Source organism: Streptomyces sp. NBC_00096 (assembly GCF_045041305.1).
In the GTDB taxonomy this organism is placed as follows: domain Bacteria; phylum Actinomycetota; class Actinomycetes; order Streptomycetales; family Streptomycetaceae; genus Streptomyces.
This window is the reverse complement of sequence record NZ_CP108221.1, coordinates 6,853,612-6,871,338: the sequence shown is the minus strand read 5'-3', so window position 1 is coordinate 6,871,338 and position 17,727 is coordinate 6,853,612. Positions and strand designations below refer to the sequence as shown.

The following is a 17,727-nucleotide window of genomic DNA, read 5'->3' as shown; positions in this document are numbered from 1 at the left end:
CGGCGGGCCGGCGGGCCGGCGGGCCGGCGGGCCGGCGGGCCGCACATGGTCTCCTGCTGCCTCCTCCTGATCTCCACCTTTCGGCTCGGGGTGCGAGCCGTTCGACCGATCCGGCCGGGACTTCCAGATGGTCCGATGGCGACTGAAGTCCGCCGTCCGGCGACAAAAGTCCCCAGGAGTCCGTTTTGCTTTCCGAGAAGTCGACCGCGACCGTTCGAGCCACCCTGCCCGCCGTGGGCGCGGCGATCGGTGACATCACGGAGCTCTTCTACGGGAAGCTGTTCACGGCCCACCCCGAGCTGATCCGGGACCTGTTCAACCGCGGCAACCAGAACGCCGGCCTGCAGAAACAGGCCCTCGCCGGCTCCATCGCCGCCTTCGCGACCCACCTGGTCACGCACCCCGACACCCGCCCCGACGTGATGCTGGGCCGCATCGCCCACAAACACGCCTCCCTCGGCGTCACCCGCGAGCAGTACCCGATCGTCCACAAGTACCTCTTCGAAGCCATCGCGGAGATCCTCGGCGACGCCCTCACCCCCGAGGTCGCCGAAGCCTGGGACGAGGTCTACTGGCTGATGGCGGGCGCCCTCACCACCATCGAGGAACGCCTCTACGCCGAGCAGCAGGTCACGGCCGCAGACGTCTGGCGCCCCTGGACCGTCGCCGCCCGCGTGGAGGAGACCGCGGACTGCACCACCTTCCACCTCACCCCCGCCGACGGCTCCCCCATGCCCGCCTTCAAGCCCGGCCAGTACGTCTCCGTCCAGGTCGAACTCCCCGACGGCGCCCGCCAGATCCGCCAGTACAGCCTCTCCAGCGCCCCCGGCTCCCCCATCCGCTCCATCACCGTCAAACGCGTCCACGGCCCCGCCGCCACCGGCCCCGACGGCGAAGTCTCCAACCACCTCCACACCGAAGTCCGCACCGGCGACACCCTCAACGTCTCCACCCCCTACGGCGACCTGACCCTCCAGGACACCACCGCGCCCCTCATCCTCGCCTCCGCCGGCATCGGCTGCACCCCCATCCTCTCCATGCTGGAACACCTCGCCGACACCGCACACACCGCCCCCGTCACCGTCCTGCACGCCGACCGCTCCCCCGCCGACCACCCCCTGCGCACCGACCACCGCGCCCTCACCCACAAACTCCCCGACGCCACCGCCCACTTCTGGTACGAAACCAACACCGAACCCGGCGACCGGGAGGGCCGCCTGGACCTGACGGACATCCCCGTCGCCCCCGGCACCCACGCCTACCTCTGCGGCCCCCTCCCCTTCATGCGCGCCGCACGCGAACAACTCATCACCAAGGGCATCACCCCCGCCGACATCCACTACGAGGTCTTCGGCCCCGACCTGTGGCTCGCCTCGGCCTGACGGCCGCACCGGGGCAACGCGGGAACACGGCGACCCGGCGACGCCCTGTCAGGCAGGCAACCGCCCTGTCAGGCGGGCACGGGAAAGGCGCGCTGGGGAGCGGCGGTCGTGTAGTACTGCTCCACCTCGCGCAGGATCTCCTCGTGGGCGATGCGTCCCGAGGGGTCGGTGCCGTGCTCGGCCGCGATCAGGCTCGCCCGGTCCGTCTCCGCGCCGAGCGCCACCAGTACGCGCGCGACCGTCGACGGGGTACTGCTCCCCCGCACCAAGCCGGGATCCGCCACGTCGAGGACGGCCCGGTGCCAGGGCAGCGCGATGCCGGCGAAGGCGCCGGGATCACGGTGCAGGCCGGCCCAGGCGGCGGTGACGAACTCCTCCCGGGTGATCCGTTCGTCGCGGTCGACGTCGGCGAGGCCCGCCATCCCCTCCCAGTAGCGGTCGGCGGCGGCCGTCAGCCGCAGGTCCGCCTCGCTCCCGTCGGCCACCCCGAAGGTCTCGGCGACACGGCGGGCCATGCAGTGGAAGTCGTGGCGGGTGAGTTCGCCGTCGCCGTCATGGTCAAAGGTGTGGAACCGTGCGGCCATCTTGGCCCGGTAGGTCTCGGCGTCGGTCATCGTCCAGCCCCTTTTTCGGAGAGTCGGGTGAGATCTGGGCACCGAGGCTAGCCAGCCCGAGGGTCCGCTCCCGGCATGCGCCGGGGGGCGCGGACGTGCTCCCGTGCGCCGCCCTCGCGCTCGCCCGCGCCCCGGACCCGGGGCCGAGGATTGGCTCGCTCTCCGCTTCACCCGCGCACCCGGTTCCCCGCCACCGTGTTCCAGGAGGATGATCATGATCACTCTGACGGAGACCCTCGCCACCCACACCGTGGACGGGTTCCTCACCCCGAAAGAGATCAGCGAACTCACCGCGCTCCTTGACGCCCACCTCGCGGCCACCGGCTGGCGGCCCTCGTACGTAGGTGAGGAACTGACGAACCTGCCGGACCCGGTCCAGCGCGTTCTGGACGGTGCCGTACGGACGCACCTGCCCGCGCTGCGGCAGGCGTTCCCGTCCGCGGACGGGGCTTCTCCCTGGCAGTACATCGAGTTCGGCCCCGGCGAAGGAGCCGTCCGCCACCTCGACGGCATCGGCCCCGACCCCCTCGCCTTCCCCCGCCACGTCGCCCGCATCGGCGTGACCATCCAGGACGCCGCCGTCGGTGGGGACTTCTTCATCGAGACCAGTTCCAGCACCGGCCTCTGGGACGAACGCCTCGGCGAGGGCCCCCACCCCGGCTACGCACCCGGCATGCGCTTCACCCGCATCGCCCCCCACGACAAGATCTCCCGGGGCGAACAGGACACCGACTGGATCCACACCGTCACGGGCACCCGGTGGACCACCCCGGCCTCCACCGGCACCGCCGTGGCCTACGGAGCCCAGCTGATCCACGGCATCACCCCCGTCACCGGGGGCCGCTGCCGCAAGTTCATCACCGGCCTCACCACCGGCCACTGACCCGCAACCCGCATCTGGCGAAGGCGCGGGGTGGCCGGGGGCCCGCAAGATCCGGAAGGGACGGCCTAGTCCGCGAGGTGGGCGTAGACGACGACGTTGGCCGGGTAGCCGGTCTTCTTCGTGTAGGTGCCGCCGCAGGTGATGAGGCGTAGTTCGGGGCGGCCCGTGGCTCCGTACACCTGGTCGTCGGGGAAGCCCTCGCGGTCGTGGACCTCGATCGCGTCGACGGTGAAGACGGCCGTGCTGCCGTCCCGGCGGAGGACCTCTATCCGCTCGTCCTTCTTCAGGGCCCCGAGCCGGTAGAAGACGGCCGGGCCCTGCTTGTCGTCGACGTGTCCGGCAATCAGGGCCGTTCCGTTGGCACCCGGGGAAGCACCGCCCGCGTACCAGCCCGCGAGGTTCTTGTCGCCGGGCGGGGGTGCCTGGAGGCTGCCGTCGCTCTCCAGGCCCAGCGCCGTGAGCGGGGCGTCGATGCGCAGCGAGGGTATCCGGACGCGTTCGGGCACGGCCGGGGCCAGGGCCTGCGGCCGGGTCCCGGCCGTGGGCGCGGGGTCGGGCCGGCCCTCGTCGCGCAGCTCGCCGAGCAGACGTCGCTGGGTGCCCAGGAGTCCTTGGGCCTGCGAGGGCTGGGGTGGGGGCTGGGGCACGTCGTCGGTGGTGATCAGCCAGATCCCCGCAGCCGCCGCGAGTGCGGCCAGGGACCCGACGGTCCGGTTCCCCCAACGACGTCCGTCCGTCACGTACGTCCCCCTGGTCGGTGTGATGCCGGTGGCGCACGGCGGTGCCGGATCCGGGCTCGGGACGCCGAATCCGGCAGCGCTACGTACGGGTGTGTCTGTGTGTCCGTGCGTGTGTGCGTGTGTGCGGCCCGTGCCGCAGGTCGGTCAGGCCTGGCCGGAGGCCCCCCGGCGGCGCATCACCCACACTCCGCCGACGGCCGCGGCGCCGAGTGCCCCGATGCCGGCCGCGAGGTTCGTTCCGGTGCTCTGGGTGCCGCCGAGTCCGGTCTTCACCGCGCCCTTGGGATGCGCGGCGGAGACGGTGAGGGTGCCGGTGAAGGGACCCTCGACATTGCCCTTGCCGTCGTCGCAGACCACGGACACCTCGTAGGCGCCGGGCTTGGTGCTCGCCGGGACGGTGCCGACGCCGCCCACCTCGTTCTTGAGGGTGGCGAGCTTGACGGTCGGGATGTCGGAACCGGTGGCACCGGTCTTGAAGGTGGCCAGGCCTTCCTTGCCCTTGCAGTTGCCGCCGTCGAAGACGGAGAACTGGCCGCCCGGAGCAACCGGGTTGGGCTGGATCACGACCGGGTTGGCGGCAGCCGACGCCGGGGCCGCCAGACCGAAGCCGGCGGCGAGGACGAGGGCACCACCGGTGAGTATCGAGGACGTACGCATGAGTCTTCTCCCCTTGAACGCGGCCACGGAGCCACCCCCGTGTAAGGCAGGAACCGCGTCTCGGGATCAGCACACGGCCGGCGCCCGTACGGCGCATCCCGGAGCAGCGTCACCCGTTCGGCGTGTCACGGACACGCCAGGGCGTGAGATTCATCAACTTCGCAGGTGAGACGGCATATCCGGTCCATTCGATCATGGCCTCGCAAAATTCGGCCGAACGGATGACAGATCAGGCGTCGGACCCCGCACCGGCAACCGGGGTGCTGGAGAGGGAAGTAGTCCGGTCTTCCGTCCAACTCCGCCTGCTCGCGCAAGTCGTCCTCCGCGGGTACGCCGTCCCCTCACGGCGCTGCGTGCACCGCTTCGACGGCCACGGCCTGGCCGCAACCGTCGAAGCGGACTGCACGAAGGGCCCGCAGCAGGGGCGATCTCCTATCGCGAAAAGGGCGCAGCCATCGAGTGGCACGTGTCAGCCTCAGGGTGGTCGCGCCGCGGCCCTCGCCACATGGGGAGCGTTTCCGCGTCTCCGAGGCCCAGCGAGTGCCGACCCGCCATCAGCAGCCGTACTCCGGGCCCCCTTCCCCGCAGACGCCGGAGCCAGATCCGAGCCTCGATGGAGAGATGGTCGCTGCCTCCCAGGACGAGCAGGACGTCCTGTCCCGCCAGCCACCGGATCGGATCCCCCGTGCCGAACGGCAGGAACGGCATCCCCTCGACCGAGCCGAGCGCCGCCCACAACTCGGCCGGACCGTGCGGGTGCTCGAGTTCCACCACGGCCACGCCGTCGAGGAAGTTGGAGGCCAATCGCTCGGCAGCCGCCCGCACGAGACGCCTGCCGGACTCCCCCGGTCCCGTCACCTCGACAACCCTGGCCCGCCGCACGGCGACGAGCAGTCCGGCGAGTTCCCCCGCACCGTCCGGCACCCGCACCGTGTGCAAACGTCCGTGAGTCATGTTCCCCCCTGATACCTGTGTGACGGCTCCGGCACGAAGGGTCAGTTTCGCGCCACCGCGGGAGTGATTATGCGCCACTCTGGATCAAGGTGTGCACCACGTCCCGGATTGCGGATAAAGCACCGATGACCTCGGATGCGGCATACCGCCAGGCGGCGCGGTGCTGTCGCCCGCGGCCGGATCCGCGGTGCCGCCGGGTCGCGCGATGGTCCGCGTGTTCGGTTTAGCCGGGACTTAAGACCGCCGTAAGCCGGCTGGAAGCCTCCCGGTACCCGGCGGGACCGTGGCTACGTTCGTCGATGTCAGGGAGTCGCATCGTGCGGCGCCGGACCCCAGGGGACAGGGGTGGGCGCCGTGCGTTCCTCCTTCGGCGTTCGAGGACGTGTGCCACCCGTTGAGGAGATCCACCTGTGTCCGCTCGCCGCTCCGCCGTCCGTACCGCCACCCTCACCCTGGTGCCACTCGGCATCGCCGCCTACGCCGCCCTTCCCGCGGCCGCGCACGGATCGATGACCGACCCCGTCAGCCGGGTCGCCGCCTGCTACGCGGAAGGACCGGAGAATCCGAGCTCCGCGGCCTGCAAAGCCGCCATCGCAGCCAGCGGAAAGCAGGCCTTCTACGACTGGAACGCGGTCAACATCCCCGACGCGGGCGGCCGCAGCCGCCAGATCATCCCCGACGGACAACTCTGCTCCGCCGCCAACCCCACCTTCAAAGGCCTCGACCTGCCCCGCGGAGACTGGCCCGCCAGCCCCATGAGCTCCGGACAGCACGCCTTCCACTACAAGGGCACCGCCCCGCACGCGGGCGCCTTCCAGCTCTACATCACCAACAACGGCTACGACCCCACCAAACCCCTTAAATGGTCCGACCTCGAGGACAAGCCGTTCGCGAGCGTCAGCAACCCCCAAATGCAGGGCCAGGACTACGTCTTCACCGCCTCGGTGCCCCAACGCACCGGCCGCCACCTCATCTACGCCATCTGGCAGCGCACCGACAGCCCCGAAGCCTTCTACAGCTGCTCAGACGTGGTCTTCGGCGCCGGCAACGACAGCAGCACGCCAGGCGGATCCTCCACAGGCGGAGCCACCACCGGGGGCTCCGGCACCACTGGCGGTACGGGCTCGACCGGAGGATCGGGATCCACCGGTTCCACCACCGGCTCGCCGAGCGTCCGGCCCACGAAGCCCGGTAAGCCCGGCCGTCCCGGGCGCGGGCGCTGGGACCGCATCGGCACACCCGACTGCCCCTACGCCAAAACCCCCACCGACACGCAGATCGCCCAAGGCACCCCCATGTCCACCGTCGAACACGCAGGCCACGGCGACAACGACCCCCACACCAACCCCGCGTCCTCCACCCACGGCACCCGACCCAACGGCGGTTCCTCCCCCCTCGATGACGAGAACCTCGCCGAAACCGGCAGCAGCAACACCACCCCCCTCATCGCCCTCACCGGCACGGTCGTCCTCGCCCTCGGCATCACCTCCCGGATCGTGACCGCACGACGCCGCGACCGCCGCACCCGCTGACCGGCGGAAGCACCGCCCGCGCGGCCCCACCATCGTGGCCCGGCCCTCCCCTCCCCCCGGAGGACCGGGCCACACCACTCGGAGCAGGTCCCTGGAAGAGATGCCCCAAGACCCGGACGAGACGGACGCGTTGATCGCGGATCTGGAGCGCGCGGTCCACGACGGCGACGAGTCACGGATTCACACCCTGATCACCGCGCTCGCCGCCGTCGCCGACCACGCCGCGCTCATGCGCCTGCGTCGGAAACTGGACGAAGGGCGTCAAGGACCGTGACGGCGCGGCCCGGCCCAATCCCTCACCCGGCCCCGAATTCACCATCCGGGACCTGGCGGAGAGGCCGGAGCTCCCGCCGGAGTGGATCACCATCCGCACCGGGATCGAGCAGCACAGGTGCGCCGGGGCGGACGGGTCGGCCGAGGAGATGCCGACGGCCGCTGGACCTCGTGGACCCCCTGGACCCCCTTGACCTGGCCATGATCAGGATGTCCGGCCGGACCCCGCCCAAGGTCCGGAGGGCTGGAGGCCTGGAGGACTGGAGGGCTGGCTGCCGGGAGGCGGGCTGGTCACCCACGGGACCGGCCTGCCGGAGGTCCCCCGGCTGGTCCTGGACCTGCTGATCGCCCCGCCGGGGCGTTACCGGTGGGCCGCCCGGGCCGGGGAGGAGGGTACCGATCGGCCCTTCCCGGGCCGGGTGGCGCCGGTGGACAGTGAAGGTGGACCCGAACGGAGAACCGCCATGAGCACCAGCGCCATCCACCGGCTCACGTCTTCCCCCGACCGCTTCACCCACGCCCTGTCCCCTGAGCACCGCGACAGTCTGATGGCGCTGGCCCACGAGGCGAACTTCCCGGCCGGCGCGCGCCTGTTCAACCAGAACGGGCACGCCGACCGGTTCTGGATCATCCGGTCGGGCAGCGTCGGCATGGACGTGCACGTACCCGGCCGGCAGGCCGCGGTGGTGGAGACCGTCGGTCCCGGCGAGCTCGTCGGCTGGTCCTGGCTGTTCCGTCCCTTCACCTGGCACTTCGGCGCGGAGGCCATGACGCCGGTGCGCACCGACGAGTTCGACGCGGCCGCCGTGCGCACGCTGATGGACTCCGACCCCGCGCTCGCGTCCGCGATGTGGCACTGGGTGGGTCAGGTGCTCGTCCACCGGCTGGTCTCCGCCCAGATCCGGCTCCTCGACCTGTACGCGCCCCACGGCAGCGGGAGCGTCATCTGAGACAATTGACGCCAGACGTATCCCGACCCGAGGGTGTGGCGTGGATGTCCGATGCACAGCCGGCTGCTGCCGCCCAGGCTTCCACCCGTGTGTTCCTCCTCGACGACCACGAAGTCGTCCGCCGCGGTCTGCGCGACCTCCTGGACGCCGAGCCCGACATCCAGGTGGTCGGCGAGGCCGCGACGGCCGCACAGGCCCTGGCCCGGGGGCCCGCGCTGCGGCCGGACGTGGCGGTGCTCGACGTCCGGCTGCCCGACAGCGACGGCATCACCGTCTGCCGCGAGCTGCGCTCGCGCATGCCGGACCTCGCCTGTCTCATGCTGACGTCCTTCGACGACGAGGACGCGCTGCTCGACGCGATCATGGCCGGGGCCGCCGGGTACGTCCTGAAGCAGATCAAGGGTTCGGACCTGGTCGCCGCCATCCGGACCGTGGCGACGGGGCAGTCGATGCTCGACCCCGCGACGACGGCGCGCCTGATGCGTTCGCTCCGGGACCCCACCGCCGGTAAGCCGGTCGAGGACCAGCGGCTGGAGGTGCTCACCGAGCGGGAGCGCGCCGTGCTCGAACTCATCGGCGAGAGCCTCACCAACCGTCAGATCGGCAAACGCCTCTTCCTGTCCGAGAAGACGGTCAAGAACCACATCTCCCGGCTGCTCGCCAAGCTCGGGGTGGAACGCCGCGTCCAGGCAGCCGTGATCGCCGCCGAAGTCCGCGAGCACGACGAAACCGGTCGCTGAGGCCCGGACTCAGCGCGGAGGGCCGAGCGGGATCCGCCAGTCCAGACGGGTTCCGCCGCCGTCCGGGCGCGGCGAGACGGACAGTCCGCCCCCGCGGGCCTCGGCGCGCTCCGCGAGGTTGCGCAGACCACTGCGACGGCCGCCGTCCGCGACACCCACTCCGTCGTCACTCACCGTCACGGCCAGTACGCCGTCCGCCAGGACGATCGCGACCTCCGCCCGCGCCGCCCCCGCGTGCCGGGCCACATTGGTGAGGGCCTCCCCGAGGACGGCGGCCACGTCGTCGGCGACCGGGGCCGGTACGTCCGTGTCGATCAGCCCCTCCATGCGCAGGGCGGGCGCGAACCCGAGAACCGCCGCCGCCTCGCTGACGGCCCGCACCGCGCGGACCCGGAGTCTGGGGGCAGCGCCCGCAGCCTCGTGGTCGCGGAGTCCGAAGATGGTCGTACGGATGATCTTGATCGTCTCGTCCAGGTCGTCGATGGCCCGGTCCAGCCTCTCGGACGCCTCGGGGTGCCCGACGAAGCGCTGGGCGCTCTGCAAGGTCATCCCGGTCGCGAAGAGCCGCTGGATCGCCAGGTCGTGCAGGTCGCGGGCGATCCGGTCCCGGTCCGCGAGCAGGCGCACCTGCTCGGTGTCCCGGCGGCGGTCGGCCAGCTCCAGCGCCAGGGCCGCCTGCCCTGCGAAGCCGGGCAGGGGCGCGACCTCGACCGCGGTGAACGAGGGCCGCCCGCTGCGGCGCGCGAGCATCAGCACCCCCCGCAGCTTCGCCTTGGTGCCCACCGTGACGGCCACGGCCGGCCCGAAGCCCGTCCAGACGTCCGGCTGCGCCGCGATCCGGGCGTCGGTGGCCACATCGGCCAGGGTGACCAGTCCGTCCCGCGCCAGGACGGCCGCGGTCAGGATCCCCTCGCCGCCGGGCAGCACGATCCCGCGGTGCGCTTCGGCACCGGCGCCCAGGGCCAGCGACCCGCGCAGCTCACCGCTGGGCCCCACCTGGTAGAACACGCACATCTCGGCGGAGATGATGTCCCGGGCCCGCTCGAGCATGCCTTCCAGTACCTCGATCTCGGAGGAGCCCGACAGCAGCGCGCTCGTGAAGTCCGAGCCGGCCGCCGACCAGCGTTCCCGGAGGCGGACCTCCTCGTAGAGGCGGGCGTTGTCCACGGCGACGCCGGCGGCGACCGCGAGGGTGGACAGGACCCCTTCGTCCTCCGCGTCGAAGCCCTTCCCGCCCCGCTTCTCCGTCAGGTAGAGGGTGCCGAACACCTCGTCCCGGACCCGGATCGGCACGCCGAGGAAGGAGCGCATCGGCGGGTGGTGCTCCGGGAAGCCGGCGGAGGCCGGATGCTCCGAGAGGTTTTCCAGGCGCAGGGGCCGCGGATGCCTGATCAGCTCGCCCAGCAGTCCGTGTCCGGTGGGCAGGGCTCCGATCCGCGCCCGGAGCTGGGCGCCGATGCCCACCGGGAGGAACTCGGCGAGTTTCTCGTCGTCCCCCACCACGCCCAGCGCACCGTACTCCGCGTCCACCAGGACGACCGCGGCCTCCACGATGCCGCGCAGCACCTGGGCCAGGTCCAGCTCCTGCCCCAGCGACATGACCGCCTCCAGCAGGCCCGTCAGCCGGTCCCGGGTGCCCCGCGCGTCGGTGAGCTGTGCCTGGAGCCCGTCCGGCCTCGGCTGCGGAATCCGGCTCGCCGACGCATCGCGATCGTCTCCAGCCATGGACACCTCCGGCGGCGGGGCGCGCTGCGCACCCGCCAGACCTTCAGCGTAGTCCTACGTCTCCTCTGACCCACCACGCACCACGGCGGCGACGGCACGCCGCCGAGGACCGGTCAGTCCCCGTACAGGCCCGTTCGGCACTCGCCGAGTGGGCCCGCGGCGGCGGATGGTGGCTGGTGAGGGCTCGCCGCGAGGCGGGTCCGCGGCCGGCGCCGACGGGAGGGTCGCACATGAAGCACGCCAAGGTCGGCTTCCTGATGACCGACGAGGTCGTCTCGGTCCCCGGGAGGGCTCCGTTCGCGGACGTGGCCTCGCTGCTCGTCGAGCACGACATCGGCGGAGTGCCGGTGGTGGACGAGGACGATCGCGTCATCGGGGTCGTCGCGCGGACGGATCTGCTCGCCCGCGACCGCCCCACCGCCCGGGACCTGATGTCCGCGCCGGCGGTCACCGTCCACGGCGAACAGACGGTCACCGAGGCCGCGCGCCTCATGGCCCGGTGCGGCGTGGCGCGGCTGCCCGTCGTCGACGACGAGGACCGTCTGGTCGGCATCGTGACGCGACGGGACCTGTTGCGCGTGTTCCTGCGCCCCGACGACGAGATACGCCGGGTGCTCGCCGAGGAGGTGCTGGCGGACACGATGGGCATCGGTGCCGATGCCGTGAGCGTGCGTGTCGTGGACGGGGTGGCCACCTTGGCCGGCCTCCTGCCCAGGAGCAGCCAGATTCCCGTCGCGCTCCGGCTCGCCGGTCAGTTGGACGGTGTGGTGACGGTCATCGACCGGCTCACGGCCCGCTCCGACGACGCCCGCACCCGTACCGCTCCGCCGGACCGCGGCGCCGAAGACGTACCCCGCTGACGCGGGATGTGGACCGTTCGGCCCCTGCCCGCACCGCCCGCACCGCGCGAGCATGGAGGCGAGGCAGGCTCACCGCCTCCGGTCGCACCGGTACGGAGCCCTGCAGACGGACCCGGGTCATCCCCCCGCTCCGCCACCGCACTTCGTGAGGAGCACCTTCATGGAAGTCCTGATCTTCGCGCTGATCGCCCTGGCCGTGGTCGCCCTGATAGGGCTGCCGATGGCCCTGAAGATCGTCAAACAGTACGAGCAGGGCGTGCTGTTCCGCTTCGGCAGGCTCATCGGGACCCGCGCGCCGGGCCTGCGGGTCATCGTGCCGTTCGCGGACGTCCTGCACCGGGTGTCCTTGCGGATCGTCACCATGCCCATCCAGTCCCAGGGCATCATCACCCGGGACAACGTCAGCGTCGACGTCTCCGCGGTCGCCTACTTCCGCGTCGTGGACGCCGTGAAGTCGGTCATCGCCATCGAGAACGTGGGCGCGGCCATCAACCAGATCGCCCAGACCACCCTGCGCAAGGTCGTCGGGCAGCACACCCTGGACGAAACCCTGTCGGAGACCGACCGCATCAACCTGGGCATCCGCGAGATCCTCGATGTCACCACCGCCGAATGGGGTGTCGAGGTCACCCTGGTCGAGCTGAAGGACATCCAGCTGCCCGACAGCATGAAGCGCGCGATGGCCCGCCAGGCCGAGGCCGAACGGGAGAAGAGGGCCAAGATCATCAACGCGGAGGGCGAATCGATGGCCGCCGCCGCGCTCGGCGACGCCTCCGACACGATGATGGCCCACCCCCTCGCCCTGCAACTGCGCAACCTGCAGAGCCTGGTGGAGATCGGCGTCGACAAGAACACCACCGTGGTCTTCCCCGCCCCGCTGATGAGCACCATCGGCGAACTCGGCGCCTTCCTGGCCCGCGAGAGCGCGGCCGCGACGCGCCAGGCACCACGTGCGGCGGAGCTCACCACGACGATCCCCGGTCCTCCCCAGCCGAACGGAGCCGCCAAGAGCGTGTGACCGGCGGCCGACGCCGCGGCCGGTGCCGCCGTACGGAGGAAGGAATCGTCCTCCGTACGGCGGCACCGGCCGCGGCGCGTGGCGTTCAGCGGGTCACGGCTAGTTCGGCGCCGATCTGCCGGGCCCAGGTCCGGATCCGCTCGGGGTTGCGGAAGTCTCCGGCCTTGCCCTGGCGCACCAGGATCCGGGCCAGCAGGCCGGGGGTCGTGGCCGTGATGCTGCCGCCGAAGGTGACGTGTTCGCGGGCTCCGACCCGCTCCATCGCCCGGGCGGCGTCCCGTACGGGTGTCAGGTCCCGCTGCTCGGCGGAACCGTCCACCGGACCGCTGCTGAACAGCCAGACCGGGCGGTGGCGCAGGTGCTCGCCGTTGCGTTCGGCGCAGCGCCGGGCCCTGTTGTTCCAGCGGCCGGCGTACAGCGAACCGCCCAGGACCACGCCGTCGTAGCCGCGTACGTCGTCCACGTCCTGGGCGGGTGCGACGACCACCTCGAAGCCGTCGTCGCGCAGCGACCTGCCGATCTCCTCCGCGATGCCGGCGGTCGCGCCGTGCTTGCTACCGTAAGCGACCAGTACCCGCTGTGCGTTCACGGTCCGGCCTCCTTCGCTGTCTTCAGTACGGCAGGACGCGTCCCGACGGTGTGCGCAGGTCGAGGGGCGGGGGGCGGTGCGGCCGTGGCCGGGGTGCCGAGATCTGGATCCGAGGCATGGTGGATCACCTCTTCGGGAGCGGAACCGGAAGGGGTCCGCACTTCAGGGTCACCCCGTGGGACGTCCGCGGGGCAGGGCCGACGGGGCGCACCCGGGCCCTCAGGTCTTCTGCACGCGCGAAGGGTTCGAAATGGCCAGGTCGTCGTGGCGCGGCCCGCCGAGTACGACCTTCAGCGCACCCGTGTCACCGGCGCGGGAGAACACCTCGTACGCCTCCTCCATCTGCCCCAGCCCGAAACGATGGCTGATCAGCGACGAGGTCGGCAGGCGTCCGGCCGCCAGCATGCGCAGCAGCATCGGCGTGGAGGAGGTGTCCACGAGCCCGGTGGTGATGGTGACGTCCTTGGTCCACAGGTCTTCGAGGTGCAGGGTCGCGGGCTTGCCGTGGACGCCGATGTTCGCGACCCGGCCGCCCGGGCGGACCATGCGGGTGCACATCTCGAAGGTCTCGGGCACCCCGACGGCCTCCATCACCACGTCCGCGCCGAGACCGTCGGTCAAGTCGCCCACGAGCATCTCCGGTTCCTCGGCGGCGTTCACGACCGCGTCCGCCCCCAGCTCGCGCGCCTTCGCCAGCCGGGACGGCGCGAGGTCGACGGCGATGACGCGGGCCGGCGAGTAGAGCCGGGCCGTGGCGATGGCCGCGAGTCCCACGGGTCCGGCGCCGACCACGACGACGGTGTCCCCGGGCCGCACGTTGCCGTTCAGCACCCCCACCTCGTAGGAGGTGGGGAAGATGTCCGCGAGCAGGACGGCCTCGGCGCTGTCGACCGCGTCCGGCAGCGGATGCACGGACAGGTCGGCGAACGGCACGCGGACGTACTCGGCCTGGGTGCCGTCGATGGTGTGGCCGAGCACCCAGCCGCCTCCCCCGCGGCACTGTCCGTAGCGGCTCTCACGGCAGAACCGGCACCGGCCGCACGCGGAGATACAGGACACCAGCACCCGATCGCCGGGCCGCACCGAACGGACGTCACCGCCGCCCTCCACCACCGTGCCCACGGCCTCGTGACCGAGCACGCGCCCCGGAACCACGTCCGGCAGATCACCCTTGACGATGTGCAGGTCCGTGCCGCAGATGGTCACGGCATCGACGCGCACGATCACGTCGGCGGGATCCTTGATGCCGGGATCCGGCACCTCCTGCCATGCGGTGCGTCCCGGCCCCTGGAAAACGAGTGCCTTCATGACGCCACCTCCCACTGCTCCGCGTGCTCCGGCAAAGGTCAGCTCATCCTGTCCCCGCCAACCGTCCGCGGACAGGGCCGGACGGTCCCGCACCGGGGCCCGACCGTCCCCACCAGGCCCCACCACCAGAAATACCTGGTCGGAACGGCCTTTGATCTCCGCACCGGAGTACGGTGGAGATACCGGGAGTACTTCGCGCATCAGATGCAACTCAGGTGTCGTTTCCGGCGATCAATACACCGGGCCGTCGAACTGCGGACGGTCCGGAGGCAGGTCTCCATCATGACCGTCGTCCTGGAACGCACGGCAGCCGTAACACCTCCCGCTGCCGCTCCCCCTCGCCCCGCGCGTCTGTCCCTCACGCCGAAGACCGCCCTCGCCGGCCAGCTGGACGGCGCCTGGTGGCCCCGCTCCCGTGACCTCACGGCCGAACTCCCGGCACTCGTGGCCGCCTTGGCCGAACCCTGGGGACGCATCACCCGCGTCACCGTGAACCCCACCCGCTGGCCTGTCATCCCGCACACGGTTCCCGTGGTCGGGCACACGGTGCACGTGGGCTGGTTCACCGAACAGGACCCCGACAAGCTGATCCTGCTGTCCTACACCGTCGGCCGCTGGGACCTCCTGGTCGTCCCGCCCGAGACCGGACCCGCCGCCGCAGCCCGTCTGCTGGCCGCCGCCTCCGTCCCCGGCAGCGTCCTGACCGCGGGGGCGCTGATCGCCGCCGAAGCCGTCATCGGCAGACTGCCCGAGCTGCGCAACCGCGAGGACGCCTGGGAGAGCGAGGGCGGGGCGCACACATCCGACATCGGTTCCCTCGCCAGACTCCCGGTCGGACCGCTCTCCGTCGGCGCCTGGTGGTGAGCCCGGCCGGCACCGCCGGCCGGTCAGGACCGTGGCCGGTGCGGATCAGGCCTCCGGGGCAGACTGCTCCGGAGGCAACGCCGGGTCGTCGGCGCAGACCGGAACGAGCGCGTACTGCGGGCAGGGCGTGGTGAAGCACTGCTTGGGCTCGGGCACGCACGCGTAACCCAGGGGCACTGTGATGCCCGCGCAAGCGTCCACCGGCGGAACCGGCTCGGCGTACGTGCCAGCGGTGGTGCCAGCGGCAGTGGCAGTGGCAGTGGCCGCGGTGAGCAGCAGCAACGGCGCAACGATCAGGGGCAGGCCGACCCTGAGCCGTGCAAGGCGATGGATTGTACGGAAGTTGGTCATACGGCTGAGCCAAGCACGACGGGTCCAGCCCGTCCCGGCAGCCACGCACCAGGTCACCCGCCAGAGGCGGCAGCCGGACGATCTGCTCCGGTTCCGGTGGCCCCTGACTCAGCCGACCCAGCCCCAGGGCTGGAGGGGCGCCCCGGCGACACCGCCGTCCCTCTCGACCCCGGTGACGTCCGGGTGTGCCTGCACCGCGGCCAGCTGCGCCTCGTTCAGTTCGGCCGCGAAGCCCCGTAGCACGCTGCGGTAGACGTACCGGGCCTCCGTGATGCCGGTCTCGCGCATCACCCGCGCGGGATCGGCGCCGGGGGCGAGCGTGACGACGTACGCACCCAGCTCCTCGGCACCCGGCTCCGTGCGGCCGGCCCGCGCGTCGAACGCGTATGCGTCGGCGTGCGCCGGGAAGGCGGGAGCGAAGACGGCGAAAGCCAGGGCGGTGGCGGCCAGGCCGCGGCACAAGTTCTTGATCACCACCATGTGATACCGCCTCCGCCGCCACCACAGGGATCCCTGGGGCGGAGACTCACCCGGCCTGAGGATCCGATTCACCGCAGGAACGATGTCCCTCACGCATCCACCCTCAGCACGCTAGCCGGCGTCACCGGCGAACCGGCCTGGAAGCAGCGCTCGGACAACGCGTTCGCGTTCGTTCGCGGCATGCAGGCTGACGACGGCCGGGACGACGCGTTCGTCGTCCCGGCCGTGAAAGTGGATGTACTGCCCGTTCTGCGTGCTCTGCGTGGTTACTCGAAGGAGAGGGTGCCCTGGCCGGGCTGGCTGAGGTAGTTCTGCCAACCCGAGGAGAGGGGGAGGTTGGCGCCGAAGCTGGTGCCGGAACCCAGGTGGGTGGCGACGGTGCCGTCGGTGCCCTGGATGATCAGGTCGGCCTTGCCGTCACCGTTGATGTCCGAGTAGTAGAGGCGGCCCTGACCGGGCTGGCTGAGGTAGTTCTGCCAGCCCGAGGACAGCGGAAGGTTCGCACCGAAACTCGTGCCGGAACCCAGGTGGGTGGCGATCGACCCGTCAGTGCCCTGGATCACCAGGTCGGCCTTGCCGTCACCGTTGATGTCCGGGAACGACAGCCGACCCTGACCGGCCTGGCTCAGGTAGTTCTGCCAACCCGAAGACAGCGGAAGGTTCGCACCGAAACTCGTACCGGAACCCAGGTGGGTGGCGATCGACCCGTCAGGACCCTGAATCACCAGGTCCGCCTTGCCGTCACCGTTGATGTCCGCGAAAGACAGCCGCCCCTGACCGGGCTGACCGAGGTAGTTCTGCCAACCCGAGGAAATCGGCACGTCCGCACCGAAACTCGTACCCGAACCGTTGTTGAAGTGAACCCCGATCGCACCGTCAACCCCGTGGACCAACAGGTCCTTCCTGCCATCACCATCGATGTCGGCGTAGTACAACCGACCCTGACCCGCCCCACCCAGGAAGTTCTGCCAACCGGCACTCACCGTCGTACTCGCACCGAAACTCGTACCGGCCCCCCTGCGAAGCCCGATCGTGCCGTCAGGGCTCAACACCATCAGATCCGCCTTACCATCACCCGAAACGTCCGCACGGGTGGCGGTGTCCTGGATGTTGTCGTAACGGCGGGGGCTGAAGGTGCCGTGGCCGCTGTAGTAGGGGTAGGGGATGCTGTGGTGGACGGCACCGCTGCCACCGGACTCCTCCAACGCGTCGTACGTGGAGTGATCGGAGCTGGTCCACCCGTTGAAGATGACGACGTGGCCGCTGGCGCCCGAGTCGGGGTTCAGGAGGATGTCGCCCGGCTTGAGGGACTCCTTGGCGATGGAGGAGGTGTAGTTCAGCAGGGTGCCGGTGGTCTCGCCCCAGTTGGTCCCGCTGGAGGCGTTCAGGTGCCACGCCATGGAGACGAAGCCCGAACAGTCCGTCCGGTACTTGCCGTTGGAGTCCGTGCGGTAGCTGCTCATGCTGTACGGCACGCCTGCGTCGACCCATGACTGGGCCCGCTCGATGACCTCAGCCCGGCTGATGCTGCCGCCCGCCGAGGAGTCCGCGGCCATGGTGGCGAAGGCACCGAGAGCCGCGGGTGCCGCGGTCTTCCCCGACCGGGCGGCTGCGGCCAACTGCGCTGCCGAGGCAGTGGTCGGGTTGGGAACCGTCGGGGTGAACTGGGTCAGGAAGCCCGGGTTGGCCGTGCTGGAGGCGGCGGCAGCCGGCGTCGGGGCATCGGCGACGGCGGGGCCGGGCGTTGTGACGCCGACCGCACCGACGACGGCTATGGACAGGGCGAGACGACTAAGCATGTTCATGT

At 71.2% G+C, this 17,727-nt stretch carries 19 protein-coding genes; 9 read left to right on the top strand and 10 right to left on the bottom strand.

The features are described 5' to 3' along the window. Nucleotides 1–185: 185 nt before the first annotated feature. Nucleotides 186–1,382: a globin domain-containing protein gene (locus OG904_RS30740; protein WP_405488953.1), complete on the top strand. Its 1,197-nt coding sequence runs from the start codon at nucleotides 186–188 to the stop codon at nucleotides 1,380–1,382. Nucleotides 1,383–1,450: 68 nt separating this feature from the next. Here the strand turns inward: OG904_RS30740 and OG904_RS30735 are convergent, their stop codons facing one another. After that, a complete protein-coding gene (locus tag OG904_RS30735; protein ID WP_405496549.1) occupies nucleotides 1,451–1,996 on the bottom strand; it encodes an EF-hand domain-containing protein in 546 nt (181 codons plus the stop codon). Nucleotides 1,997–2,210: 214 nt separating this feature from the next. On the opposite strand from OG904_RS30735, the gene OG904_RS30730 reads away from it, so the two are divergent. After that, on the top strand, nucleotides 2,211–2,879 hold the full coding sequence (locus OG904_RS30730) for a hypothetical protein (RefSeq protein WP_405496547.1): 669 nt from the start codon (nucleotides 2,211–2,213) through the stop codon (nucleotides 2,877–2,879). Nucleotides 2,880–2,944: 65 nt separating this feature from the next. Here the strand turns inward: OG904_RS30730 and OG904_RS30725 are convergent, their stop codons facing one another. From OG904_RS30725 to OG904_RS30715, 3 genes are all read right to left on the bottom strand, one after another. After that, complete coding sequence (locus OG904_RS30725) at nucleotides 2,945–3,619, bottom strand: class F sortase (protein ID WP_405496545.1); 675 nt, start codon at nucleotides 3,617–3,619, stop codon at nucleotides 2,945–2,947. 144 nt (nucleotides 3,620–3,763) lie between these two features. Further along, nucleotides 3,764–4,276, bottom strand: a complete 513-nt coding sequence (locus tag OG904_RS30720; RefSeq protein ID WP_405496543.1) for a hypothetical protein — start codon at nucleotides 4,274–4,276, stop codon at nucleotides 3,764–3,766. A gap of 432 nt (nucleotides 4,277–4,708) precedes the next feature. Continuing rightward, on the bottom strand, nucleotides 4,709–5,230 hold the full coding sequence (locus OG904_RS30715) for a hypothetical protein (protein WP_405496541.1): 522 nt from the start codon (nucleotides 5,228–5,230) through the stop codon (nucleotides 4,709–4,711). Nucleotides 5,231–5,640: 410 nt separating this feature from the next. Between OG904_RS30715 and OG904_RS30710 the strand changes: the two genes are divergently transcribed. The 4 genes from OG904_RS30710 (at nucleotide 5,641) to OG904_RS30695 (ending at nucleotide 8,725) form a co-directional block, all read left to right on the top strand. Next, nucleotides 5,641–6,762 (top strand): lytic polysaccharide monooxygenase, encoded by a 1,122-nt coding sequence (locus OG904_RS30710; RefSeq protein WP_405496539.1) that lies wholly within the window; start codon nucleotides 5,641–5,643, stop codon nucleotides 6,760–6,762. A gap of 100 nt (nucleotides 6,763–6,862) precedes the next feature. Then, nucleotides 6,863–7,036, top strand: coding sequence for a hypothetical protein (locus OG904_RS30705; RefSeq protein WP_405496537.1), 174 nt, complete (start codon nucleotides 6,863–6,865; stop codon nucleotides 7,034–7,036). 463 nt (nucleotides 7,037–7,499) lie between these two features. After that, nucleotides 7,500–7,985, top strand: a complete 486-nt coding sequence (locus OG904_RS30700; RefSeq protein WP_405496535.1) for a cyclic nucleotide-binding domain-containing protein — start codon at nucleotides 7,500–7,502, stop codon at nucleotides 7,983–7,985. 44 nt (nucleotides 7,986–8,029) lie between these two features. Then, nucleotides 8,030–8,725, top strand: a complete 696-nt coding sequence (locus tag OG904_RS30695) for a response regulator (protein WP_405496532.1) — start codon at nucleotides 8,030–8,032, stop codon at nucleotides 8,723–8,725. 9 nt (nucleotides 8,726–8,734) lie between these two features. Here the strand turns inward: OG904_RS30695 and OG904_RS30690 are convergent, their stop codons facing one another. Next, nucleotides 8,735–10,450 (bottom strand): GAF domain-containing protein, encoded by a 1,716-nt coding sequence (locus OG904_RS30690; protein WP_405496530.1) that lies wholly within the window; start codon nucleotides 10,448–10,450, stop codon nucleotides 8,735–8,737. A 230-nt stretch (nucleotides 10,451–10,680) separates the two neighbouring features. Here OG904_RS30690 and OG904_RS30685 point away from each other — a divergent pair, with 230 nt between their 5' ends. Continuing rightward, nucleotides 10,681–11,310, top strand: coding sequence for a CBS domain-containing protein (locus OG904_RS30685; protein ID WP_405496528.1), 630 nt, complete (start codon nucleotides 10,681–10,683; stop codon nucleotides 11,308–11,310). 160 nt (nucleotides 11,311–11,470) lie between these two features. Next, nucleotides 11,471–12,328: a slipin family protein gene (locus tag OG904_RS30680; protein ID WP_405496526.1), complete on the top strand. Its 858-nt coding sequence runs from the start codon at nucleotides 11,471–11,473 to the stop codon at nucleotides 12,326–12,328. Nucleotides 12,329–12,413: 85 nt separating this feature from the next. On the opposite strand, the gene OG904_RS30675 is transcribed toward OG904_RS30680, so the two are convergent. Next, on the bottom strand, nucleotides 12,414–12,917 hold the full coding sequence (locus tag OG904_RS30675) for a flavodoxin domain-containing protein (protein WP_405496524.1): 504 nt from the start codon (nucleotides 12,915–12,917) through the stop codon (nucleotides 12,414–12,416). A gap of 219 nt (nucleotides 12,918–13,136) precedes the next feature. Beyond that, nucleotides 13,137–14,225, bottom strand: a complete 1,089-nt coding sequence (locus tag OG904_RS30670) for an alcohol dehydrogenase catalytic domain-containing protein (RefSeq protein WP_405496522.1) — start codon at nucleotides 14,223–14,225, stop codon at nucleotides 13,137–13,139. Between the two features lie 282 nt (nucleotides 14,226–14,507). On the opposite strand from OG904_RS30670, the gene OG904_RS30665 reads away from it, so the two are divergent. Further along, entirely contained in the window at nucleotides 14,508–15,089 is a 582-nt protein-coding gene (locus tag OG904_RS30665; protein WP_405496520.1) for a DUF5994 family protein, read from the top strand. Nucleotides 15,090–15,134: 45 nt separating this feature from the next. Here OG904_RS30665 and OG904_RS30660 read toward each other — a convergent pair whose 3' ends face one another. The 3 genes from OG904_RS30660 to OG904_RS30650 all read right to left on the bottom strand — a co-directional run bounded on the left by OG904_RS30660 (nucleotide 15,135) and on the right by OG904_RS30650 (nucleotide 17,725). Continuing rightward, nucleotides 15,135–15,440, bottom strand: a complete 306-nt coding sequence (locus OG904_RS30660) for a hypothetical protein (protein ID WP_405496518.1) — start codon at nucleotides 15,438–15,440, stop codon at nucleotides 15,135–15,137. 108 nt (nucleotides 15,441–15,548) lie between these two features. Continuing rightward, on the bottom strand, nucleotides 15,549–15,914 hold the full coding sequence (locus tag OG904_RS30655; protein ID WP_405496516.1) for a protease inhibitor I9 family protein: 366 nt from the start codon (nucleotides 15,912–15,914) through the stop codon (nucleotides 15,549–15,551). A 272-nt stretch (nucleotides 15,915–16,186) separates the two neighbouring features. After that, complete coding sequence (locus tag OG904_RS30650) at nucleotides 16,187–17,725, bottom strand: FG-GAP-like repeat-containing protein (RefSeq protein ID WP_405496514.1); 1,539 nt, start codon at nucleotides 17,723–17,725, stop codon at nucleotides 16,187–16,189. Nucleotides 17,726–17,727 lie beyond the last annotated feature (2 nt).